This window comes from Niabella yanshanensis (genome assembly GCF_034424215.1).
In the GTDB taxonomy this organism is placed as follows: domain Bacteria; phylum Bacteroidota; class Bacteroidia; order Chitinophagales; family Chitinophagaceae; genus Niabella; species Niabella yanshanensis.
Window position 1 is genome coordinate 1885558 of the sequence record NZ_CP139960.1, and the last position, 24559, is coordinate 1910116.

General features: G+C 41.9%; 23 protein-coding genes. 13 read left to right on the forward strand and 10 right to left on the reverse strand.

What is annotated here, in order from left to right; translation table 11 throughout:
• Positions 1–35: 35 nt before the first annotated feature.
• A complete protein-coding gene (gene rpsU / locus U0035_RS07425; RefSeq protein WP_114789367.1) occupies positions 36–233 on the reverse strand; it encodes a 30S ribosomal protein S21 in 198 nt (65 codons plus the stop codon).
• 106 nt (positions 234–339) lie between these two features.
• Here rpsU and U0035_RS07430 point away from each other — a divergent pair, with 106 nt between their 5' ends.
• Together U0035_RS07430 and U0035_RS07435 are read left to right on the forward strand one after the other, a co-directional pair.
• Entirely contained in the window at positions 340–936 is a 597-nt protein-coding gene (locus tag U0035_RS07430; RefSeq protein ID WP_114789368.1) for a riboflavin synthase, read from the forward strand.
• A 171-nt stretch (positions 937–1107) separates the two neighbouring features.
• Positions 1108–1983, forward strand: a complete 876-nt coding sequence (locus U0035_RS07435) for a cupin-like domain-containing protein (protein WP_114789369.1) — start codon at positions 1108–1110, stop codon at positions 1981–1983.
• 57 nt (positions 1984–2040) lie between these two features.
• Here U0035_RS07435 and U0035_RS07440 read toward each other — a convergent pair whose 3' ends face one another.
• Entirely contained in the window at positions 2041–2586 is a 546-nt protein-coding gene (locus U0035_RS07440) for an ORF6N domain-containing protein (RefSeq protein ID WP_114789370.1), read from the reverse strand.
• 121 nt (positions 2587–2707) lie between these two features.
• Between U0035_RS07440 and U0035_RS07445 the strand changes: the two genes are divergently transcribed.
• The gene (locus U0035_RS07445) at positions 2708–3727 is read left to right on the forward strand and encodes a hypothetical protein (protein WP_327138732.1); all 1020 of its coding nucleotides are present in this window, start codon (positions 2708–2710) and stop codon (positions 3725–3727) included.
• 46 nt (positions 3728–3773) lie between these two features.
• On the opposite strand, the gene U0035_RS07450 is transcribed toward U0035_RS07445, so the two are convergent.
• The 3 genes from U0035_RS07450 to U0035_RS07460 all read right to left on the reverse strand — a co-directional run bounded on the left by U0035_RS07450 (position 3774) and on the right by U0035_RS07460 (position 6830).
• Entirely contained in the window at positions 3774–4511 is a 738-nt protein-coding gene (locus U0035_RS07450; RefSeq protein WP_114789371.1) for a shikimate dehydrogenase family protein, read from the reverse strand.
• Positions 4511–5284 carry a phosphosulfolactate synthase gene (locus tag U0035_RS07455; RefSeq protein WP_114789372.1) on the reverse strand — a complete coding sequence of 258 codons (774 nt, stop codon included), beginning with the start codon at positions 5282–5284 and terminating at the stop codon, positions 4511–4513. The genes U0035_RS07450 and U0035_RS07455 overlap by 1 nt, the downstream gene beginning before the upstream one ends.
• 115 nt (positions 5285–5399) lie before the next feature.
• Positions 5400–6830 (reverse strand): tetratricopeptide repeat protein, encoded by a 1431-nt coding sequence (locus tag U0035_RS07460; RefSeq protein ID WP_114789373.1) that lies wholly within the window; start codon positions 6828–6830, stop codon positions 5400–5402.
• A 216-nt stretch (positions 6831–7046) separates the two neighbouring features.
• On the opposite strand from U0035_RS07460, the gene U0035_RS07465 reads away from it, so the two are divergent.
• Positions 7047–7400: a hypothetical protein gene (locus U0035_RS07465; RefSeq protein ID WP_114789374.1), complete on the forward strand. Its 354-nt coding sequence runs from the start codon at positions 7047–7049 to the stop codon at positions 7398–7400.
• A 46-nt stretch (positions 7401–7446) separates the two neighbouring features.
• On the opposite strand, the gene U0035_RS07470 is transcribed toward U0035_RS07465, so the two are convergent.
• Both U0035_RS07470 and yidC read right to left on the reverse strand, forming a co-directional pair.
• Complete coding sequence (locus tag U0035_RS07470; protein WP_114789375.1) at positions 7447–8106, reverse strand: GLPGLI family protein; 660 nt, start codon at positions 8104–8106, stop codon at positions 7447–7449.
• Between the two features lie 99 nt (positions 8107–8205).
• On the reverse strand, positions 8206–10050 hold the full coding sequence (yidC, locus tag U0035_RS07475) for a membrane protein insertase YidC (RefSeq protein ID WP_114789376.1): 1845 nt from the start codon (positions 10048–10050) through the stop codon (positions 8206–8208).
• 186 nt (positions 10051–10236) lie between these two features.
• Here yidC and U0035_RS07480 point away from each other — a divergent pair, with 186 nt between their 5' ends.
• The 9 genes from U0035_RS07480 (at position 10237) to U0035_RS07520 (ending at position 20771) form a co-directional block, all read left to right on the forward strand.
• Positions 10237–11826: a C1 family peptidase gene (locus U0035_RS07480; protein ID WP_245957602.1), complete on the forward strand. Its 1590-nt coding sequence runs from the start codon at positions 10237–10239 to the stop codon at positions 11824–11826.
• Between the two features lie 183 nt (positions 11827–12009).
• Entirely contained in the window at positions 12010–14409 is a 2400-nt protein-coding gene (locus U0035_RS07485) for a heavy metal translocating P-type ATPase (protein ID WP_162817756.1), read from the forward strand.
• A 75-nt stretch (positions 14410–14484) separates the two neighbouring features.
• A complete protein-coding gene (gene ccoS / locus U0035_RS07490; protein ID WP_114789378.1) occupies positions 14485–14640 on the forward strand; it encodes a cbb3-type cytochrome oxidase assembly protein CcoS in 156 nt (51 codons plus the stop codon).
• Between the two features lie 9 nt (positions 14641–14649).
• Positions 14650–16773 (forward strand): cytochrome-c oxidase, cbb3-type subunit I, encoded by a 2124-nt coding sequence (ccoN, locus tag U0035_RS07495; RefSeq protein ID WP_114789379.1) that lies wholly within the window; start codon positions 14650–14652, stop codon positions 16771–16773.
• 61 nt (positions 16774–16834) lie between these two features.
• On the forward strand, positions 16835–16999 hold the full coding sequence (locus U0035_RS07500) for a CcoQ/FixQ family Cbb3-type cytochrome c oxidase assembly chaperone (RefSeq protein WP_114789380.1): 165 nt from the start codon (positions 16835–16837) through the stop codon (positions 16997–16999).
• Between the two features lie 11 nt (positions 17000–17010).
• Positions 17011–18171, forward strand: a complete 1161-nt coding sequence (locus U0035_RS07505) for a cbb3-type cytochrome c oxidase N-terminal domain-containing protein (protein WP_114789381.1) — start codon at positions 17011–17013, stop codon at positions 18169–18171.
• A 14-nt stretch (positions 18172–18185) separates the two neighbouring features.
• Positions 18186–19607 carry a cytochrome c oxidase accessory protein CcoG gene (ccoG, locus tag U0035_RS07510; RefSeq protein ID WP_114789382.1) on the forward strand — a complete coding sequence of 474 codons (1422 nt, stop codon included), beginning with the start codon at positions 18186–18188 and terminating at the stop codon, positions 19605–19607.
• A gap of 18 nt (positions 19608–19625) precedes the next feature.
• Positions 19626–20063 (forward strand): FixH family protein, encoded by a 438-nt coding sequence (locus U0035_RS07515; protein WP_114789383.1) that lies wholly within the window; start codon positions 19626–19628, stop codon positions 20061–20063.
• Positions 20064–20771: a sulfite exporter TauE/SafE family protein gene (locus U0035_RS07520; RefSeq protein ID WP_114789384.1), complete on the forward strand. Its 708-nt coding sequence runs from the start codon at positions 20064–20066 to the stop codon at positions 20769–20771.
• Positions 20772–20843: 72 nt separating this feature from the next.
• On the opposite strand, the gene U0035_RS07525 is transcribed toward U0035_RS07520, so the two are convergent.
• The 3 genes from U0035_RS07525 to U0035_RS07535 all read right to left on the reverse strand — a co-directional run bounded on the left by U0035_RS07525 (position 20844) and on the right by U0035_RS07535 (position 24402).
• The gene (locus U0035_RS07525) at positions 20844–21335 is read right to left on the reverse strand and encodes a lipocalin family protein (protein WP_114789721.1); all 492 of its coding nucleotides are present in this window, start codon (positions 21333–21335) and stop codon (positions 20844–20846) included.
• A 309-nt stretch (positions 21336–21644) separates the two neighbouring features.
• Positions 21645–22082, reverse strand: a complete 438-nt coding sequence (locus U0035_RS07530) for a SufE family protein (RefSeq protein WP_114789385.1) — start codon at positions 22080–22082, stop codon at positions 21645–21647.
• Between the two features lie 40 nt (positions 22083–22122).
• Positions 22123–24402 carry a cation:proton antiporter gene (locus U0035_RS07535; RefSeq protein WP_114789386.1) on the reverse strand — a complete coding sequence of 760 codons (2280 nt, stop codon included), beginning with the start codon at positions 24400–24402 and terminating at the stop codon, positions 22123–22125.
• Positions 24403–24559 lie beyond the last annotated feature (157 nt).

Here is a 24559-nt window from a genome sequence, read left to right on the forward strand (position 1 = left end):
TGTAGGACTGCAATTTATTTAAAATCTTATTCTAATTATAATTCGATTTTACCGCTGGCGATCTGCTGCTTGTAAACGGCTTTCAAAACCTCTCCACGACGTTTAACAGATGGCTTTGTAAAGCTCTGACGTTCACGCAATTGTAAAAGAACTTTAGATTTCTCAAATTTCTTCTTGTACTTTTTCAGCGCTTTATCAATGTTTTCGCAGTCTTTAGAATCAATAATTAACATAATTTATATACCTCCTTTGGTAAATTTTTTGAGAGTGCAAAGATAGTATATTCTTTTTTACAAACAAATATTTTGGATATTATGTTATTGTGTAGAAATTAGCGTCATGTTTACCGGTATTATTGAAGCCTCAGGAATTGTAAAGAAAATAGCCATTGCGGGCAGTAACAAAACTTTTTGGATTGAAAGTCCTATTAGTCACGAGTTAAAGGTAGATCAAAGTATAAGTCATAACGGCGTATGCCTCACCGTTGAATCTGTAGCAGGAAGCATTCATTCGGTGACAGCCATTGACGAAACCCTGAATAAAACCAACCTGGGCACTCTGAAGGAAGGAGATTTATTGAACCTGGAACGTTGTATGATCATGAACGGACGACTGGACGGGCATATTGTGCAGGGGCATGTAGACGGCACGGCGCGATGTATTGAGGTAGCGGAAAAAGAAGGTAGCTGGGAGTATGTATTTCAGTTTGACGAAAAGTTTGCTCCGCTGATTATAGAAAAAGGATCAGCCTGTGTTAACGGCATCAGCTTAACCGTTTTTCAGGTTAAAAGAAATAGTTTTAAGGTAGCAATCATCCCCTACACCTATAACCATACTAATATTAAACAGGTAACGGAAAACAGCATTGTCAATATTGAATTTGACGTGATAGGAAAATACATTATGCGTAGTAATGAACTGAATCAGCACAGTTAGCGTACAAATTCGGTGATAAAAACCGAAACTGCGCAGTCCGAAACAATTACCTTTTTTTAAGCGAATAAACTACCGGCCATGGCTGCGGTTTCCTGCTTTTGTCCCCAGTCATTTTTTTTCAATATTATTTTTTTTGTTACATATTTTTGCAGCTTGTTTAAATAAGAAGCAATGAATCTAATACCCATTCCAACGGTTGAAACTATTTCTACCGGCGACTTTAAAACGAACTATTACAACACCAATCAACCGCTGATCATTAAGAGACTTGCCAGGCAATGGCCCGCTTATAACAAATGGAACTGGGATTATTTTATTGATATTGTAGGGGAAAAAGAAGTGGGCGTATACAATAACGTAAAGAGCGATTCTTACACACCCATCAACACAGCGGATGCCTACATGAAATTTGGCGAATACCTGCAGATGGTAAAAAAAGGACCTGTTGACCTGCGCATTTTTTTGTTCAATATATTTCAGCATGCGCCACAAATTGTACAGGATTTTACCTGGCCGGATGAATACATGAAAGGTTTTGTGAAGAGATTCCCTATGTTATTTGTCGGCGGGCAAGGCGCTATTACGCATATGCATTTTGATATTGACCTCAGCCATATTTTGCATACGCAGTTTGCTGGACGCAAACGGGTGTTATTATTTCCTTTTGAAGAACAGCATAAGCTATACCGGAAACCCTGGGAAGTATTGAGCCTGGCCAATTATGCGAATTATAATGAGCAATTTGACTACGAGAATTTCCCTGCCGTAAAACTGGCTAAAGGTTTTGAAGCGGTACTGGAGCATGGAGATACTTTATTTATGCCTGCAGGATACTGGCATCATATGGAATATATCGATGCAGGTTTTGCCATGAGCCTCCGGGCCCTGCAAAGCAGCCTGGGCGGTAAGCTCAATGGTGTATGGAATCTTTTTGGTATGCGCAATATCGACACCCTGATGAAAAAAACTGCTCCCAAATGGTGGTACGACCGTAAGAAGGAGAAGCTATACCAATATGCGGCTAAGGAACTGGCCGCAGCTAAATAATCATCACGTTTTTAAATATAGTGTAAAGGTTCATTCAGCCTGTCACTTTTGACCTGATTATGTTTTAAACCCGATGAGATTACAGGGACGGGGACGCATTTTTTCTTCCATAATTTCTTTGATCAGCTCGAAAATAGTTTCGATTTCGCCATCATGCATTTTTACATCATGGCCAATACCAATAAGTTTGCGATCTAATTGTTCAGGCTTTAATAAAATATCCTGATTAGTCATTAGCGCTTCCCTCAACCGAACGAAAATGTCGATAATCTGTAAGCTAACTTCTATAGCTTTCTTACTTTTCAACACATTGGCCAACATCAATACACCATGCTCTGTAAAAGCGTTAGGCAATGAGCCGCCCAAAATCTGCCTGGATGGTATCGCATTTTGCGACACCATCAATTCCACTTCTTCTTCAGTGAGTTTGAATGCGAAATTTTCAGGGAAGCGATCGGTATTACGTTTCACCTGCTCATTTAGTCTTCTCGTTTCCACTCCATACATTTCAGCCAGATCCCGGTCTATCATCACTTTTTGATTTCTGATCTGTAATATTTTTGATAACAGGAGATCGTCGGTTATCAACATTTCGGTTTTCATATGGTTATTCGTTTATTTACAAAGTTGTTAGCTACCTTAAATTTACTAATCTTTCTACATTTTCTGAAATTTCCAGGCGATCAAGGGGTACACGTAGCATTTCAGCATGTCTCCGCCAAAAATGCATTACTTTCGCGGCCTTAGAAAAGAGGATATTGCAATGAGCGAACCTAACGTACAAGTATATACAGGCAGTAATTGCATCGAAGTACAATACTATTTCGAAGAAGAAACGCATTTAATGGATGCGTTGGTTCAAAATAAATGTGAATATGAATTACTGGCATTGATCAAAGAAGTAGCAGCGCGCTTCCGGCTGAGCATTCACATAGAAACGGCGCCGTTGGCCGAAAAAGGATTCAGATGGCGGTTTAAAGTAGCTTTAAAAAAAGATAACAAAACCGGGCCTGTCGCTATTACCATTGCTACCGCTGTTTTGGTAGCAATGATCGCTAATCCACTAGCTACTTCAGGGAGCGAAGAGGCGAGACAGCTCATCGATCATTTAGTTGCCACACCCGAATTTGAACAGTTTTCCGACGAAAAAACGAAAGCATTGGTGGAGAAAAGGGTACAGCAAATGGTAGCCAGCTGTAGTAACCTGGATGCCAGCAATGTATTGAAAAAACGCCGCTCCAATTTTTTTGAACTCCTGAAAAAATATCCCAGGATCAACAAAGTACAACTAACAGCTTTAGACGAGCAACGGTCTAAAATAACCCAGGAAAAAACGATCACCCGGCAGCGATTTGAGCAACAGATATTAACCTCGGATGTACTGGAGCCCGAAGAAATTGACCATGTAGATATAGAAATTGTATCTCCCGTACTTAAAAAAAGTAATTACAAATGGGTGGGCGTTTACAATGGAAAAGCCCGTTCATTCACCATGCTCTCAAAAGAATTTAAAAAACTGGTTCAATCCGGTAAAGTGGAGTTCAAGAATGGCACCATCATTAATTGTCAGATATCCATCCATAAAAAGATCAATAGCGAGGGCACAGAACGGATTACAGGAATGACCATTGACCGGGTAAACCAGTACTATGAGAACGACAAACCGGTAGAAACAAACGAAGGTAAAAAACAAAAGAAACAGCCGGAACAAGGGCCTACCCAACAATTAGCGCTGTTCATGTAACCATTGCATCAATCAGGGTAACCGTTCTTCTTTAAAGTTAATTTTATTATTGGGAGTCATCATTCCATATCTGCCAGCTTAATTCTGCCTGGCCTACCAGCATCTCGTATCCGTTTTTTATGGCAGCGCCCCGCTCCTCCCCTTTTTGAAGAAACAGGGTTTTAGCAGGATTATATACGAGATCGTATAAGTAGTTATCTGCAGTCAGATATTCATAGGGTATATCGGGAGCCGTATCTACTTTAGGAAAACTACCTAAAGGTGTAGAGTTGATAATAAGTGAATATTCCTGCACGATGGCCTTACTAAGTTCATCATAAGTAAAACCGGCGCCTTTGCTACGTGATACATATGCATACTCAATTCCAAGGCTACGCAACACATATAGCACGGCTTTGGCGGCGCCACCTGTACCCAATATCAGCGCTTTCTTATGGCCGGATTTAAGTTGAGGCAACAAAGATTGCTTAAAAGCGGGTGCATCGGTGTTGAAGCCGGTTAAATGACCGTTGGTTATTTTGATACAATTACAGGCGCCAATCTCTCCCGCCTCTTCATTTAAACCCGATAAAAAAGGCAACACCTGCTCTTTATAAGGAATGGTCACATTCAGACCTTTCAGATTGGGTTGTGCGGCCAGCAAGTCCTTTAGCAAGGAAATATTTTCAAGAGGAAATAATTCGTATGCCGTATCAGCTATTCCTTCCTGTTCAAATTTTTGGGTAAAGTATTTTTTTGAAAAGGACTGTGCCAACGGCATACCGATAAGCCCGTACAAATTCATCAGGCTGAAGTTTTCTTGTTCAGGTATAAATCGAAAGTATCGCCACGAAGTCCAATACGCATAGCTTCCAGCGCTATTACTTCATTGGGAGGTATATTACCGAGGTTTACATTGCATCCGATCAGTTCCAGGAAATAAAGTTGCTGTGCTTTCTGAGGCGCTTCCCATACAATTTTTTCTGCGGGTATCTGCGTTAGTATCTCTTGTACAAGACCCTCACGAACTTCCCCGCTGCCACGATAAATACCGACATTTCCTGCTTCCCTCGCTTCGGCTATCACATAAGAAGAACCCGCTTCCAGTTCGGCACGCATCAATTCAATCCATTTATAAGGAGGTATGATATGGGTGGCATCCTTGCTGCCTACTTCACTTAGCACTGTACCATGCTTAGTAAGTTTTTCTATATAGCCACATTTTTCTGCATGCGGTATTTCTATTGATCCGTCACTCACTTCCATATAATCAATGCCGAAAGACTTGCAGGTATCTATATAATCCTGTATCTGGTTACGCACCAGGTAGGCTTCAAATAAAGTACCACCAAAGTAAACGGCCATGCCATGCGACTTATATAAAGCGATCTTCTCTTCGAGTCGGGGTGTAACTACGGCGGTGCCAAAACCCAGCTTCACAATATCTACATGCGGTTGTGATACATCCATAAAGTTTTTAGCTTCTTCAAGACTAAGGCCTTTATCCATCACCATTGTAAGACCAGCGGTTCGAGGTTGTTGATTCCTTTCTGGTAGTTGAGTCAGATTAAACTTCATTCCCTAATTCAAATTAGTGTAGCGGCAAATGTATTATATATTGTTCAATAATAGGAAAGATAATGAGGCATATCAAAATATAGCCTATTTATAAAATAAGGGATACCATTAATAATTATTTATTGCTTTTGCGTTTTTTATATTTCAAAATCAAATCTGCTACCTGCTGATGCTGAAGCATGGAGGGATTGATCTGTATAATTTTCTTCAATTGAGCCGGTGCCTCTGTCAGCGCTTCCTCCAGGTGCAGCAAGGCTTCTTTTCTTTTTCCCATTACAAAGTACAACAGCGCTTTATAATAAGTAAATACAGGCTTATTTTTGGTCATCATTACTGCATTATCCAACTGCTTTAAAGCTTCTTCGTAATACCCGGCATCATACAGGCACTTAATAAGCGCTTCCCAACCTATAGCCGATTTTGGCTTCAGTCTAACTACATTGGTAAAGTACTGAATTGCTTCTTTTGTAAAACCCAGCTGCATCTTACATTCGCCCATCAGAATATTGTACTCCGCCTTATTGCGTTTTAACTTCAAAGCGGTATCGAGCTGTTTTATGCAAAGCTCATATTTTTCCTCTTTGTAATAAGTAAAAGCCATTTTGTAAGCCAGGTACCCTACTTCAGGATTTAAATGCGAAGCCTTGCGATAGTAGAACCGGGCCTGGGCATAATTTTTCATTTTCTCATAACAGTAACCAATAGCCTCATAAATTACATCTTCGGGTTTGGAAAGCTCTAATACTTTTTCGAGGCTTTCTATGGCATCCTTATACTTCCTAAGGCGTATATAAGCGTCGCCGATATTACGATATGCGTAATCCATTTTCTCGTCAATAACCAATGCATATTGATACGCATCTATTGCTTTCTCGTATAATTTAATACCCTGAAAAGCAGCACCCAGGTTGAACCAGGCCAATTCATTATAAGGGTACTCGTCAATTATCCTCCTGTGAATCTCAATGCTTTCCGCATTACGCCCCGTATAATCGGTCCAAAAACAGATCTTGTAAAGCGCCTCCTCATTGTCAGGTTCCTGCTGCAAAATCTCCTTTAAACAATCAAATACCTTGTCAAAATCCTCGTAATCGTCATACACGTCTGCCAGTTCAAACAACAGTTCCACCCTATCTTCCCCCTCAAAGAGCTCAAGCGCTTCATTTAACAATGCTACTGCATCCTCCTGCCGATCCAACGCCAGGAACGCTTCGGTCTTTAAAATATAAATATCAATATTGCTGTTATCAAAAATAGCAGCCTGCTCAAGCAGGGCAAGGGCTTCGTCGTATTGACGCCTGTTTAGCAACAGATCGGCTTTTTTAATTAATAGTGAGGCTGAATAAGGAAACTGCTCTGTTGCTATTTCTACAGCCTGAAAAGCCTTAATGTATTGCTCCTGCGACTCAAAATACTCAATGATCTTTTCGAAAGCCTCTTCTTCCAGGTAAGAACTACTTCTGCCCTTTCTTAAATTTTCATACCGTTGCAACAGTTCATCTAACTCCTGGTCCTTTTCTTCGTCGTGTTGGGAAAAATCTCTCATAATAATCTTCTTTAAATATTAATACTAGCGACCGAACTATTAACAATTACTAATTTATACCAGTTCAACAATTAAACCATAACTAAGTTTTCCTCGCGGTGTGTAAAACTATTAGGCCCGATATTTGCCTCTTTAACAATTGTTAATAAAATTTTAAAATTTATTACACATTATCATAAAATTTCGTATCTTTGTATTGTCTTTAAATCATACGTTATGCTAAAGGCCATTTTTTTTAACCTTCTGTTTATCTTTTCCTTATCCGCAGTAGCATTTGCGGAGGGAGAATCAATTGCCGATGATTTCGGTAAAGAAAAACCCAAAAATTTTTCGTTAGACAATAAATCATCGAAGCAGTTACATTCTTTTTCATTGAGATCTCCCATGTATTTCAAGGGTGAAAACCTCATCAATGCAGAATCAACTGTTAATGCAACTTATTCGAATCTGAATATTATCAGCTTTCAAAAAGGGCAGAGCAGCTATTTGCTTCCTTATAAAAAGAAAGCGGTTCTCAATAAGCTTACTTTTAATCCCAATGAAATATTGCGGAATTATTCAGGTAAATAGAAACTTAGTTTGATAAAAAAAATCCCGGTGCTACCGGGATTTTTTTTTATCTGTTATTCTGCATTTTGAATTCGGTGTAAGACATTCTCCGATATCCGGTTTTAGGAATATCAAATTTAGCGAGGGGCACCGGGGTAAATTCGATATTAGAAACCGTAAAGGTTACTTTATCATTTCCCCGGGCAGCATCATACTGCATGGCCAATCCGGGCAACCCCCTGTTAATGCTTTGAAAATTAGCATTGGTAGGAATTAAATCCCTGGTAAAATAAACAGTGAAGCTGGTGCCATCCGCCAGTTTCCCGGTCGCTTTCTGACACTGGTAGCCAGCTATTTTCTTAAACTCATTTTCGATTTTATAGCTTACCCCTTCGTATCTTTTATTATAAGCTTTCCATTCTGCATTAGAGTAACTAATCAGGAACTTTTTATTCCCATATTCCCTGATATTGCTGGCAGTCCCATTCTTATCATCATAAATTGTAAACTGAGAGCCAAGCGAACTGATAAAATCAGAACGGCTCATATTGCCCTTAACATAAATAATATTAGTGGAGCCGTCCAGCATATCGGCCTTTTTAGGGGTATTATTATCTGTGCTCACCACAATATCGTAATATATGGTAGCTTCAGTCAGCTTCTTTTGCGCTACCGAAAATTTAGCAGCTAATACAAGAGCCAGTACTGGTAAAAATCGAGTTTTCATTTTAGTTGAGTTCAACATGATCTATAGACGCTACAAGATAAACAATAAGTTGCTTAAAAAAAATCCGGGTTACAAATAACCCGGATTTACTGCTTTTAATTATTTCTTATTTTGTCTTTGTTGCATTTGCTTCTGCTGCTCCTGCATTTGCTCCAGCCGCTCCTGCCATTTAGACTTTCCCTTTGGCTTTTTACGATTGGCCTCAATTTTTGCAAGAATTTTATCATGATCGATAATATAGTTCTGGATGATAAACTGCAATACCAGTGTAATTATATTGGATACTGTATAATACCAGGTAAGTGCCGATGGAAGCTTATTAAAGATAAACAACAGGAATATAGGCATGATATAAGGCATGTACTTCATCATCGGATTGTTCTGATCCGGTGTCATGCTCATACTATATAACGAAATTAACAAGCTGGTTACTACTGCCGCAATGGTAAATAAACTCAAATGATCTCCTAACAACGGTATGTTAAATCCAAATTTAATAGGTGCATCATACGCGGAAAGGTCATTCGTCCATAAGAAATCAACCCCTCTCAAATCTACATTGGCGCTGAAAAAACTATATAAGGCGAAGAAGATAGGGATTTGCAATAAAGCAGGGATACAGCCTCCTAAAGGATTTACACCAGCTTCCCTGAACAATTTCATCTGATCCATGCTCATCGCCTGCTGATCATCTCCATGCTTCTCTTTTAGCTTAGCAATTTCCGGTCTTAATGCCTTCATTTTGGCACCACTTAAATAGCTGCTATAGTTTAACGGGGAGATCAGAAGCCTGATAATAAGCGTAAGCAACGCGATAATAATACCATAGCTGGATACAAAACCCTTAAAGAAATTAAAGATCGGGATCACCACAAACTGGTTCAAAGGTCTTACAAAGGCATAAATACCCTGTCCTAAGTTGACAAGCTTGCTCAACCCGCCGCCTTCTTTTTTCAGGATATTATAGTCGGAAGGCCCATAAAACAAGCTTAAAGGTACAGTTGCAGTAGCAGCCGGGTTTACAGATACCCGCATATTAGCAGTGGACTGAGAAACAATATGGCCGTTACTCTCAGGCATGCTCCATTCCATTTTACCACCCGAAAACTTGTTCTTTGCTATCAGAAAGGTATTGAAAAAACGTTGTCTCACACCTACCCAGTCTACAGATTTTCCAAACTCAACAATATTCGTTTTCCCGATGGTATGATAGTCAAAGCTACCATCTTCCATGTAACCTACCTGAGTGTTTTGCTTTTCAAACTCTATATCAGCTTCCTGCTGGTGTGCCTCGTACTGCCATAAAAGATTAAGATTTCCCTGTGTAAGCAACTGTGCGGGCTGGGTCAAAGATATATTAAGGTCAATTTTATACGCATCCGGGTAAATGATATACTGGTGGGTAATATAGGTGTTACTTTGAGCACTATCGCCGCCTCTCAGCTCAAAACTAACCAACTGGGCACCTGAAGGTCCCTGCTCTACTTTACCGTTGCTGAAAAATAAATCAGCGGTTTGTGAGCTCTGATTAGCGGCTGTGTTAATGGCGTAGCTGATCTTATTAAAATCTGCTGCTGCCAACCTGACCGGTTGCTGCGTCTCGGCATTTTTAAAGTTTTTAAGCTCTACATATTTAGGCTGCCCACCTTTGTTGGTAAAAGCTACTTTAAACACATTGTTTTCTGCAAAAACCAGTTGCTCCTGCCCACTGGCAGCTTGTTGAAACATCCCTGCCCGTGTAACATTAAGCTGAGAATCAGCTTTTAAGGCGTTTAAACGCAAGGCTGCAGAATCTACTTTAGGCTGCATGGCCTTTGCTATAGAATCTTGCCTGGCCTGCTCTGCACGGGCAGCAGTCTGCTGTTTTGAATTGTAAACAAAATAAAAGATAAAAAGCACCGCCAACAGAGAAAAACCGATGACGGTATTACGATCAAACTTCATTATGAGCTGTAATTTTTTGTCCGAAGAACCCCTTCGGGAAGGCGCAAAGATAAGCATTGTGAAACAGGATCAATAGCTTTTGGAAAGATAATAAGGGTTTTAAGCTGACAAATACTGCATACATATATTTTATTGGAGATATGAACGGATGTATAGAATCAACTATTTTTATTAAAAATTTAAACTATGCCTATAAGAATGACTGATGATCCTAATGGAGAGGACAATGACTACAACAATGACCGGGGTGGCGGGGGCTCCGGATCCGGCAGCGGTGCGGGCCTTTTTGCCCTCCTTCCCTTGCTATTGAGCTTATTCAGAGGCAAAAAGATCATATTCCTTTTGGTAATCGGCGCCGCACTTTGGTTTTTTATGGGCCGCGGAGGTGGTGGTTGCGGCAACCTGAATATAGGCGACGTAGCACAACAACTGTTTTCGCAAAGCGGCTACAGTTATAATCCTAACGAATTCAACAAGGCCTCTATTTATGAAGGGCTGGAAGATAATAACAGCAAAAATCCTTTACCCGAAGCCGTATCATTACTTCGCTTTGCTCCACGCCGTGGCGACCAGGGTGAACAAGGCAGTTGTGTTGCCTGGAGCAGCGCCTATGCCGCACAAACCATTTTGACTGCAGCGGCAACTGGGAAAGACCCTAATGCGATTACCTTCAGTCCTTCTTACCTGTACAATCAGATCCGACTGGGAGACGATTGCCAGGGTTCTTATATACAACGTGCCATGCAGGCCATGAAGGCCAATGGAGGTGTTCCGATTAGCCAATACCCTTACAGCGACCAGGACTGTACGCGTACGCCGGATGGTAGCGCTATACAATCGGGCAGACAAAACCTGATTCATGGCTTTACCCGGTTAACGGAAGGTGACAATTTAAACCAGATCAGTGTTCGCGCAGTAAAAGAGCATCTTTCAAAAGATGCACCCGTAGTTATAGGAATGATGGTAGGACAAAGTTTTATGCAGGGTATGATGGGCAGGGATCTATGGCAGCCTCAAGGCGCAGACCAATCGCAGGTAGGATTAGGTGGCCATGCCATGTGTGTAATAGGATATGACGATAAGAAATACGGAGGGGCTTTCCAGATCATGAATAGCTGGTCGCCCCAGTGGGGAAATAACGGTAATGCCTGGGTACGTTACGGTGACTTTAAAGAATATGTACGCGAAGCCTACGGAATAGACCCACTGCCTAAATCATCGGCGGTTGCTACTTTACCCCTGGAATGCAATATTGGCCTGGTTGATAATTCCAATAAACAATATATCAAACTCAAATCCACGGGCAACAACACTTTCCAAACAGCCTCACCGATAGCAATAGGCACCCGCTTCAAAATGGAAGTAAAAAACTCCAACGAATGCTATATCTATATTTTCGGGCTGGAAACGAATGGAACCAGCTACGTACTGTTTCCCTACCTAAAACCAGGAGAAACGGTATCCAAACACGCACCTTACTGCGGTATTACCGGCTACCGCCTGTTTCCGAAATCTCAGTCACTTGAAGCAGATAACACAGGCACCCGGGATTATATAGCCATTGTCACCAGTAAAAAGGAACTAAGCTATAACCTCGTAAATGAGGCCATTAATAACAGCACGCAGAGCAATTTTGCAGCTAAAGTAAACGAGGCTTTGAAGAACTCCCTGGCCCCATCAAGCCAAACAGCTACGGCTGACGGCAGAATTTATTTTAAAGTGAATGCCAATCCCAACCAGGCGGTAGCGACAATCGTTGCGTTTGATAAAAAATAAAGAACATATATTGATTCTCAACGGGCAGGCTTATGGTCTGCCCGTTTTTTATTTAGGTAAGCTCCAACTGGCAACACATCAATAGCTGCCATTTTTTGACAATAATCACCCTACGATATGATACGGGTCAGCAGTTACCCGTGATATAAATGATTGCTTTGCGGTTCATTTAAACATCACCCATTGAGCAACATACCGGTCTATACTCCAACAACCTGTTATCATTGCGGCGATACCTGCAATGATACCCATCTTAAAATCGATGAAAAAGCTTTTTGTTGTGCCGGATGTAAACTCGTATATGAAATACTTAACGAAAACAACCTTTGCACCTACTACGATTTAAATGTTCACCCGGGGCGCCAGCAATTACAGCAGAAACGAAAGAACAGATTTGCCTACCTGGATAAAGAGGAAATTATCAGCCAGCTGGTTTCTTTTTCCGACGGGCAGCAATCTCATATAACCTTCCAGGTACCACAAATACATTGCAGCAGCTGTCTTTGGCTGCTGGAGCACCTGGATCGGCTTCAACCCGGTATTTTATCGACCCGGGTCAACTTTGTAAAGAAAGAGGTCTTTGTAATTTTTGACAACCTTAAGACTACCCTAAGAGAGGTAGTCGAGACGATGAATGCTATTGGATACGAACCTTATCTTAGCCTGGGCGCTACTCAATCAGGTCGCAAGGTTAGCTATTCACGTGTAACCCAAATAAGCATTGCGGGATTCTGTTTCGCTAATATTATGATGCTGAGCCTGCCCGAATATTTTTCTGTAACCAATTACCTGCAGGAGAAAACAGGAACGGCATTCCGTTATATAGCACTGCTGCTCTCCCTCCCGGTATTCTTTTATTGTTCCAGGGAATTTTTCAGCAATGCTTACAGCTCCATCAAAACAAGGTACTTAAACATAGACAGTTCTATCGCCCTGGCGATCCTGCTCACTTTTGGCCGGAGTCTTTATAATCTATTTGTATTGGATGGCAATACGTATTTCGATAGCATGAGTGGCATCGTTTTCTTTATGCTGGTAGGTAGATGGGCGCAGGACCGGACCCAGCAATCGCTGATTTTCGACAGGGATTACAGGTCTTTCTTCCCTATTGCCGTTAACGTAAAACGAAGCAGCGGCATTGAGCCTGTAATGATCCATGAGCTAAAAGAAAAAGATATTATAGAAGTGTTTGACCAGGAAATCATACCCGCCGATGCTATTTTAGCCAAAGGCAGGGCGCTAATCGACTATAGTTTTGTTACAGGTGAAAGTCTTCCCAAGCCAATAGAACCTGGTTCGCTGATTTACGCAGGAGGAAAGCAGTTAGGTGGGCGCATTGAATTAATGGTTTTAAAAAAATCGGACCAGGGCTACCTCACCAATCTTTGGAACAAGGAAGGCAAAAGAGATTCGGCAGCAAATAGTAATCTCCACCGTATCAGTAATTACTTTACCCTGGTTGTCTTTGCGCTAACCCTTACCAGCGCCATATTCTGGCTGACCCAGGGAGCTTATACTACTATGTGGAATGCGCTAACAACCACCTTAATTGTAGCCTGTCCCTGTGCCCTGCTCCTGGCATCTACCTTTACCAATGGCAACGTAATGCGCATACTAAGCCGGTCGGGGATCTTTCTGAAAAACTCTGATGTGATCAGCGATATGGCAGGCATTACCCACGTGGTATTGGATAAAACGGGTACCATCACCATTAATAAAAACTTCCATGTGAGCTACAAAGGTAAAACACTGACGGAAGCAGATAAAGAATTGATCGCCTCCCTCTGCCGGCATTCTACGCACCCCTTAAGCAAGGCGATATTCGATCACTTAAAAACAATGCCCCTCCATCCCGTTGATAGCTTCAGCAATGTACCGGGGAAAGGCATTGAGGGATGGGTCAATGACCGGCATATCAAAATCGGTAATAAGGTATTTGTTCAGCCAGGAGCTACGGATTCTGAAGCTGTTAATACCAGCAAAGTTTTTGTGTGGATGGATGGTGTTGTACCGGGGGTATTTGAACTGGAGAATATATACCGCCCGGGCCTTGCTACCCTATTACAAAACCTGAGAAAAAAATGCTCGCTATCCATTTTAAGCGGCGATAACAGTGCCGAAAGCGCCCGGCTAAGTTCCATGACCGGGGGGTGCAAGGATATCTATTTTAATCAATCGCCCGAAGACAAATATAATTATGTCACCGAATTGCAGGCAAAGGGTGCAAAGGTGCTGATGGCGGGCGACGGTTTGAATGATGCGGGAGCGCTTCGGAAAAGTGACGTAGGTATAGCCGTTATGGAAGGCAGTAATTCTTTTACGCCCGCATCAGATGTTATCATCAGCGGAACGGTATTGCCCCAGCTTACATCCATCCTGGCTTTCACCCAAAAAGCCAAACGCATCATCCTTATCAGTTTTATCATATCTGTTTTTTATAATATCATTGGTCTCTACTTTGCTTTGCAAGGCTTGTTGGCGCCGGTGATTGCCGCTATTTTGATGCCCGCCAGTACAATTAGTATTATCCTTATTACATTCCTACTATCAGAATGGTATAGCAGGAACCTAGCCCGCCTGTAAAATGACATATATCATATGTCCATCTGTTTCAAATCAAGTTTCTCCCGCATTGTTAAAGTGACCTTTGTGTGACAAATGAGCATCATTGTTATTACAGCTATTGCCAGTTTATTAATTGCGGGAGTTTTCCTGGCAGCACTGGTATGGAGTATTAAAGACGGACAATATGAAGATGATTATGCGCCTCCCAACCGCATACTATTTGATGAAAACAATACAAAAAACAAATAACCAAAGCACATGGAGTTAGAAAAATTTAGTTACGACAACAAAATCCCTAAAATGTTTGCTATTGCCACCGTCACCTGGGGTGTGGTGGGTATGCTGGCAGGGGTGCTGGCTGCTTTTCAACTGGCCTTTCCTGCTTTAAATTTCAGTTTGGAGTTTACCACTTTTGGCCGTGTTCGCCCGGTGCATACGAACGCTGTTATTTTTGCCTTTGTTGGTAATGCCATTTTTACTGCTGTGTATTACTCCATGCCGCGGCTGTTAAAAACACCTATGTGGAGCAATGCGCTCAGCAAAATTCATTTCTGGGGCTGGCAATTGATTATTGTTGCCGCTGCCGCCACGCTGCTTGCCGGATTTACAACATCAAAAGAATATGCTGAACTGGAATGGCCTATTGATATTGCCATTACGCTGATATGGGTATTGTTTGGTATCAATATGATGGGCACCATTCTTACCCGGAGAGAAAGACACTTATATGTGGCCATCTGGTTCTACCTGGGTTCCTGGGTAACCGTTGCCTTGTTACATATTGTCAACTCCTTCGAAATGCCGGTGTCTGGCCTTAAAAGCTACTCCTGGTATGCCGGAGTGCAGGATGCATTGGTACAATGGTGGTACGGGCATAACGCGGTAGCCTTTTTTCTTACCACTCCTTTCCTGGGAATGATGTACTACTTCCTGCCTAAAGCGGCTAACCGTCCTATCTATTCGTACCGGTTGAGCATTGTACACTTCTGGAGCCTGATTTTCATCTATATATGGGCCGGACCTCACCACCTGTTGTATACTGCATTACCGGAGTGGGCTCAATCTTTAGGAACAGCGCTTTCTATCATGCTTTTGTTGCCCAGCTGGGGTGGTATGCTGAACGGGTTATTTACTCTGCGAGGCGCCTGGGATAAAGTACGTGAAGATCCTGTTTTAAAATTTATAGTTGTGGCGGTGATCTGCTATGGTATGGCTACGTTTGAAGGCCCTATGCTTTCATTGAAAAACGTGAATGCCATTTCGCATTATAGCGACTGGACTGTTGCTCACGTACACATTGGAGCACTGGGCTGGAACGGCTTTTTAACATTTGGTATGATGTATTGGCTGATACCCAAAATGTTCAATACCACCCTGTTCTCCAGGAAACTGGCAGGCACTCACTTTTTGATCGGCACATTAGGTATTATTTTGTATGCGGTACCTATGTATTGGGCAGCTTTCAGAAGCTATTTTATGATGAGCGCCTTTACTCCCGAAGGCCAGCTACAATACCAGTTTATTGATGTGGTACAACAAATGGTTCCTTTTTATGCACTGCGGGCAATTGGCGGTACCATTTATTTAATAGGTGTTTTTTTGATGGTGTACAACCTTATCAAAACCGCTAAGAAGGGAACATTTATAGCCAGCGAAGAGGCCAGTGCGGCTCCTTTAACGAAGAGCTATAAAGCGCCCGCCAAAGCACACTGGCACTCCAAAATAGAACGCAAGCCGGTTATGCTTTTAGTGTTAAGCTTAATAGTGGTAGCTATCGGGGGAATGGTAGAAATGGTGCCCACCTTCCTTGTAAAAGAAAATGTGCCTACTATCACCAGCGTCAAACCCTATACACCGCTTGAATTACATGGGCGTGATATTTATATACAGGAGGGCTGTAACAACTGTCACACGCAAATGATCCGGCCATTCCGGCATGAAGTAGCCCGCTATGGAGAGTACTCGAAAGCAGGAGAATTTGTTTATGACCATCCACATCTTTGGGGTAGTAAACGTACCGGCCCAGATCTGGCGCGCATCGGCAGCAAATACCCCGACAGCTGGCATTTCAATCACATGCTCGATCCAACGTCAATGGCTCCGGGATCTGTAATGCCACCTTACCCCTGGTTATTTGAAAAAACGATCAATACCGGTGCTACCAATTCCAAGATTCATGCCATGCGTAAGCTGGGTGTGCCTTATAAAGAAGGTTACGAAGCCGAGGCTGTGAACGATCTGAAAAAACAGGCAGAAGAGATCACTAAAAGATTAGAAAAAGAAAAGATCAAAATCATGAGCGATAAGCAGATTGTTGCCCTGATCGCCTACCTGCAAAGACTAGGCACAGATATCAAAAGCGAAGCGCCTACAACTAAATAACAAAAGAATAGGGCAACCGGGTTAGCCCGGTGTCACACTCTTTGCACCAATAATTATAAAAATGAAATTCATTAATTATCTCGAAAAAATAAGCGGTGTTAGCATATACCCTGTCGTTTCGTTACTACTGTTCACGGCCGTTTTTGTATTGGTGATCATCTATGCCATGAGAGCCAGCCGCGACACCATAGCTGAAATGGAAAATATACCTCTTGATGATCAATAAAAGTAACTGCGATGAAAAAACTTCAAACAACAAAAACAACAACTCTATTCATACTTCTCCTTTTTGCAGGCGCAGCTCCATTAACAGCACAAAATACATCTGGAGCTCCTACCTCCTCTTTTACACTGGATGCAAACGCAGTGTTGATATTTGCTATAGCCCTGCTGGCAATGGTTATAGGAGTTTTGGGCTACACGCTAAGCGCCTCCCTCGATCTGTATAAAAAAAGAAAAAACGATAAAAACACCACCGGGCAGGTTGTAAAATCTTTACTCGCAGGCTTTCTTTCATTAGGTGCTTTACAGGCATTTGGGCAGGATGGCAGCGAAGCCGCAGCACCGGTGACCGGCGTTTTCTCCGACGTCCATATATTCAGGTACCTGCTGTTGGGTATCATAACGCTGGAGCTCATTACCATATTTGCACTGGTGTACTGGATACGCTTTTTCACAGGCATTGAAGAGCTTCAAAGAGAAAAAGGGGCTGAGCGCAAAACCAAACTAAAAGATGCCTCTTCGTGGTGGAGCCGTGTCAATAAGCTGAAACCGATGGAGGAAGAAGCTTCCTTGGATGTAGGTCATAGTTATGACGGCATTAAAGAGCTGGACAATGTAACGCCACCCTGGTTCACCATTGCCTTTATTGCTTCTATTGTTTTCGGTATCGGATACTTATGGCATTATCATGTATCCAAAGCCGGGCCCAACCAATATGAAGAATATGAAATTGCAGTAACCAAAGCAAATCTTGAAAAGGAAGCGTACATGAAATTAAAAGGAGACGCCATCAATGAAAATACCGTAACTATGCTGGATGCTACAGGTGTTGATGCTGGAAAAGCACTATATACCAGCAACTGCTCTGCCTGTCATGGCAATGCCGGCCAGGGCGGCGTAGGACCCAATTTAACCGACGACTACTGGTTACATGGCGGCAGTATTGGTGATATTTTTAAAACGATCAAATTAGGTGTGGTAGAAAAAGGGATGATGAGCTGGAAGGATGTTTTTTCTGCTGAACAAATTGCGCAATTAGCCAGCTATATCAAATCCACACAAGGCAGCAAACCTGCAGGTGCTAAGGAGCCGCAAGGTGAGTTGTATAAAGAAACGCCCAAAACACAAAATGCTGATCCCGTTAAAACAGATAGCGCACAAACGGCAAAACTGTAAGCCTACATAAAAAGATGGAAACAAGTATAGATGATATCGGTCCGCAAAAAGTAAGCGACAGCTTTCGGGACAGGCATAGCAATGTAACTGATAAAGGCAAACGTAAATGGATCTACGCATTGAAGCCCAAGGGGAGGCTATATCAATACCGTAGTTGCCTGTCTTTTTTTTATCTCGGTTTATTCTTCACACTGCCCTTCATCAAAATAAATAACCTGCCGGCTATACAATTAAACTTTACCGAAGCAAAGTTTATACTCTTGGGTAAAATTTTCTGGCCCGATGATTTTTTCATCTTTGCAATAGCCATGATTGCATTTATAGTTTTCGTTGCCTTATTCACGGTGATCTATGGTAGAATATTTTGCGGTTGGATGTGCCCCCAAACCATTTTCATGGAATTTGTATTCCGGAAAATAGAATGGTGGATAGAAGGGGCTCCCGGCCAACAAAAAAAACTTAATGAAAATTCCTGGGGAAAAGAATGGATGTTCAAAAAAGCATTGAAACATTTCATTTACCTTTTCATTTCCCTGCTGATAGCACACACTTTTCTCTCTTATATACTTGGCGTAAAAGAAGTATTGAACCTGATCCAACATCCGATTTCAGAAAATGCCGGATTATTCATAGGCCTCCTTTTTTTTACCGGCCTCTTTTATTTTGTTTTTGCTTTTATAAGAGATATCGTTTGTACTACTATTTGTCCCTACGGCAGGTTACAAAGTGTGCTCTTTGACAAAGACACGATGCAGGTATCTTATGACTATAACCGTGGTGAGCCGCGCGGAAAGATCAAAAAAGGCTCAGGGCAGCAATTGGGAGATTGTATTGACTGTAAATTATGTGTCAGCGTATGCCCTACCGGTATTGATATCCGAAATGGTGTGCAAATGGAATGTGTAGGTTGTACGGCCTGTATTGATGCCTGTAATGCAGTAATGCATAAGATCAGCCGCCCCTCCGGCTTAATACGATTGGCCTCAGAGAACCAGATCTCGAAAAAACACCCCTTCCGCATCAATGGTAAGATCAGGTTCTATTCGGTACTATTGCTGGCGTTGGTTGGACTCATGTCTTTCCTGCTGTTATCCAGAAAAAGTATCGACACTTCTATATCAAGAGTGAAAGGCCAGCTTTACCAGGAAATAGGAAAGGATTCCCTCTCCAATTTGTTCCAGGCAAAGATCATTAACAAAACACTTAGTGATGTGCAATATGAGCTAAGAGTAGAAGGTGATATTCCCGGCACCATTAAAATGATCGATACAAAACACCATACTTTAAAAGCTGAAAGTTTAAGCAATGCAACATTTTTTATAGCAGTTCCGGTAAACAAGATAAAAGCCCGGTCATCCAGAATCAGGATCAGCGTATATGGCGATGGACAAAAGATACAGACCATCTCTTCTACCTTCCTGGGACCGTTTATTTAAAAATAAAAAATTAACAATATGAGTTGGGGAAACAGAGTTATTATTATCCTTGTCGTATTCGTAGCCGGAATCACATTCATGGTATACCTATCCATGCGCCAAACCAACGAGGTGGTAGATGCTAATTATTATGAGCGGGAAATGAAATACCAGCAGGTGATTGATGGCAAAAAAAACCTACTGGCACTGGGCGATTCAGTTACCATCATGAACGATGGCGCCGTTATAAAAGTTGCATTCCCTCCTTCAACAATAACAAGGCTCGACTCCGGATCGATACAATTCATGAAACTCTCCAATGCAAAAGATGACAAATTCATTCCTATGAGCGGCAATAAAACTGCCCTTTACCAGATACCGCTCAGCTACATAAGCAAAGGTTTGTATAAAGTTCGTATCGACTGGAGCAACCAGGGAACACCTTATTACCACGAACAAAGTTTTAATATCCAGTAGATGATTGAGGCTATGATAACGGGTTTAACTATGGGACTGGCAGGCAGCCTGCATTGCATAGGCATGTGCGGCCCTCTGGCCCTGGCACTACCCATCCATAGCGCAAAAGGCTTTAGCCGGTTTTTGTCTGCACTAGCCTACAATACGGGTCGCACTATTACTTATTTCTCGATGGGTACAGTCCTGGGATGGACGGGGTCACGGTTAGTGGTAGTGGGCTACCAGCAATTATTTTCTATCAGCGCCGGAGTATTGATCCTTTTATTATTGATAGCAGGTAAATACCTCCGTCATATAAGGTTGTTCCCGGCCCTCCAGACTCATTTTAAAAAATATATTGCCGTTTTTTTAACAAGAAAAAATTCGGTACAGGGTCTGTTTATTTTTGGGTTGCTTAACGGCTTGTTACCCTGTGGGTTGGTCTATATGGCTATCGCCTCAGCATTGATCATAGGAGGTCCTATGCAGTCGGGCATTTTCATGGCAGCGTTCGGACTTGGCACTATTCCATTAATGCTGATCCTGATGGTTACGGGTCATATGATTTCATTTTCTGCCAGGACAACCGTGAAAAAAGCAGTGCCTTATTTTATCGGTTTTGTGGCTGTTCTAATGATCCTGCGAGGTCTTAACCTGGGCATTCCTTATATAAGTCCGGCATTTGGTACAGCTCCTGCAGTTACAAGCCATTGTGCGCCCGCCCACTAATATTTATCGTTCCCCGTTAAAACACAAAGCCGCTCCCTGATGAAGCGGCTTTAAAACATATTAAATCAATAATTATCTTCTTTCAAAGGTATAAACTATATAAACGGTTCTGCCTTCAAACTGTATGGGGCTTTGAGCAACGAAAGAATTCTCCGTAAAAGAAGTAACCTCCAATGAATACCCTTCCTGAACATGTTTAGAATCACTTTTCTTTACACCGTCCATTTTTTTGAAGTTAAAAGTGGTTGTACCCCCGTTTACGCGTTGCGACCAAATGATCTGTCTCGCTCCTGCGGGGCAATCAGCACCGCCGTTGATAGTATAAGAGCCATAGCCATTATTAGGCAATACCCATTCGCTGCCTTCGAAACATTTTAAAGCGGCGTCATCGAAAGCGGTGACATTTACTTTTCCCTCAGCCCCCTGCAGCTGTGCCGATGTAATGGTCCAGTTACCTTTAAAATCCTTTCTTGGCGCTATCGGCACATTTTTACCGGACGAGCAGGATACGAGAAAAATAGCGGCGGCTACCAGTAGGACTGTCAGATTTTTTGTAATAGTCATATATATCATTTTAAACATAAAAATGCAATTGCGATGCCAAATTTAGTTTTTTGACGATATATTGAACGCAAGGGTTGTAAATATTATATATATTTTTTTTATACACCGAAAACTTCAATCTTTCAGTAGCTTGTATTTCAAACTATTTGATATGCAGCTGCTCATCACGGCATTCCTATCTTTTGTTGTAGCATAAGTTCAGCTACAAGCTCATTTAAACATCCATTACTACATTTTGACCCATCAGACAGCTGTTAAAAAGAATTGAAATGAGCGCCCTGTGTGCCCTATGTTCTTAGCTCTCCGGATTTATACACCCAGGCTCTTTAGTTTATACCCTGCAGCAAAAGCACGGATACGTTGCAATACAGAAGACATGTCATTTCGTCTTTCAACAGACAAATTACTATGCAAACTTATTTCATTAACGAAGTAAACATCAGAGTTAATGATCTCATGTGGCGTACGTCCGGAAAACACCCTGATGTAAAGAGCGAGTATTCCTTTAATAATTTTACTATCGCTGTCGCCGTAATAATACACTTTACCATCCCGGTATTCAGCATCCAGCCAAATGCGCGATTTGGTAAGCCTGACAAGCTTTTCGTTGGTTCTCTCTAAGACATACAGGGCAGGTTTAGCGCCCATATCAGCAAAATGGCGGAGGTATTTGAACTTGCTTTTTACCTGGTCGATCATCAGTTCGAATTCTTCAATAATGGTATCCTGTACTTTGTTTAAATCCATAATGAGCGTTTTTAAATGTTAACAGAATAAATACTATTTTTTATCCGGGCTTATCAGCAATCACCAATGTGGATGGTATATCTGACAGCCAGCTGCTTTTTGATTCTATCAATGTTTTCCAGCTGTTAAGGCTGATTAACATGAGGTTACGTCCTTTGAGACTTTCAGAGGTAATAACAGCGGTGCTGTTCAACGCTATATGATTCGGCGCTTTTTGCTCTATCGAGCGAATCCGTTCCCGAGCCGTATCATTTACTTTTAAAACACCGGAAGCATCAGCGATGGTTACCTGAGCCCCGGTATTATGAATCAATTTCTGGGCATAATCGATCAGGAATACATCCTGCTCTTCCAGAACAGGAATAAATACCTGGTCGGGATCTGAAAATCCTTTGTCTACCAAAATGCCCACCGGCACCTGTAATTTAGAAAGAATCTGGCGGGTATGTTCGTCAAAAGGTGAAGTATCAAAGATATTCTCCTTACCGGTAACTGTATTCAATAATTTTTCGGGGTTGATGATTCTTGTTGTAAAGCCCAGCAATCTGCCCAGCAGGCTTCCTTCATAAATCGACTCCTGAAGACTGATCAATAAAAGGTCATAGTTGCCTCTATTGGCAGCAACCGTAACTTCGTTATCGAGATCGGCAGACTCCTTAAAAACTGTTTCCAGTTTTCGATTCATAATTACAGACTCTTCCATTACCGGACGAAACATTTCCTTTTCATATTCTTCTACATCATAAAAATGCAATTTGTTTGCAGGAGAGAAGTGGGCGGCTGTTAATGATGCGTTACCGTTCATCTTATTGGTAAAAGCATTCGCCAGCTTTAATAAATTCACCCCCGACCAGGGTTTATCAAAAGAGAGCAATATCTTATATTTACTCATATCTTTGAGCTCCTGTCCCGACACCTGTGGTCTCGACCTAAATGCCCAATTGATCAAATCAAGCGCAGGACCGGTCATAAAAGTGGTTATAAGGGCCATTAATACCATCATTGAAAAAACCTGGGGTGTTAGTACGCCCAGATCATATCCGATGTTTAATACTACCAGCTCCATCAAACCTCTGGTGTTCATTAGGGCTCCTATAGAAAGACTGTCCTTCCAGCTTTGACCCACAAATTTCGCTGCCAGTGCACTGCCTAAAAATTTACCGGCAACCGCTATAACAATGATCATTGCAGTCAGCTTCCATAGCGCCGGGTCACTTAATAAACCTATCTGGGTTCTTAAACCCGTAAAAACAAAAAATAGAGGTAGTAATATAATCAAAGCTATATCCTCTATCTTCCCGATAAAGAGATTGCGGAATCTAATATTATCCGGCATAATGGCCCCTGCCATAAAAGCACCAAACAGTGCATGAATCCCAATCACTTCCGCCGCATAAGCCGAAACGATCAGGGTCAGAAAAAAGATGGTTACAATTGGCTTGGTGAGTGTTTGCTTTGAAGTACAAATGCTGCCAATACGTGATAAAAAAGGGCGCACCATTTTAATCATTACAATTACATAAACCAGGGCCAGCGCCATTATATAGAGGGAGCTTGTAAAAGATCCCGCCTTTACAATAGCAATAACAGCCGCCAGGATACACCAGGCAGTAATATCATCTGCTGCTGCACAGGTAATGACTATAGCCCCCAGCCGGGTTTTAGTGATACCCCGCTCCTGCACGATCCTGGCCAGCACAGGAAAAGCTGTAATGCTCATGGCGATGCCCATAAATAAACCAAAGGATAAAAACTGTACACCTTCGGGTGCAAAAGATTCGTATATGAAATAAGCCAATCCGATGCCTGACGCAAAAGGCACAATAATGCTGGCATGACTGATCACCACAGCATCATGCGTTTGTTTTCGCAACATCTTCAAATCCAGTTCCATTCCTACAATAAACATAAACAGGATCAGACCTATCTGGCTCAGGAATTGCAGGTTACCCAATGATTGTTTGGGAAATAAAACATTGGAAAACTCCGGCAGGTACAATCCCAGCAAAGAAGGACCCAATAAAATACCGGCAATCATTTCGCCTACTACAGTAGGCTGACCTATTTTCCTGCAAATCCAGCCGAATAGTTTCGCTGCGAGAATAATGGTAATAATCTGTGCCAGCAGGAGCGCCAACGGATGCTGCAGGTTATGCGACAAAGTATCCATAAATTCTCCCCATTGCCCTTTAAAAGAATCGGGCTTAACAACCTGCCTGCCACCTTCTAATTTCTCTCCCATTGTTACCATCCGGTAAATAAGTACCGAGAGTCCGCCAATAGTTAGAATATAGAAGATCGTATTTTTTAATTTGCCCATTTTAAAACAGCATGTGTTGTTTAAATTCTTTTTTTGATAAGAACCCGACTTTACTCATTTTACCTGGCTACGAAAGTGAGGTGTATCCGGAAATAAAAAAAGGAAAAAGGGAACTAAAATGCCAAAAATGTAATGAAAGGGTGAAAAATTGTAACCA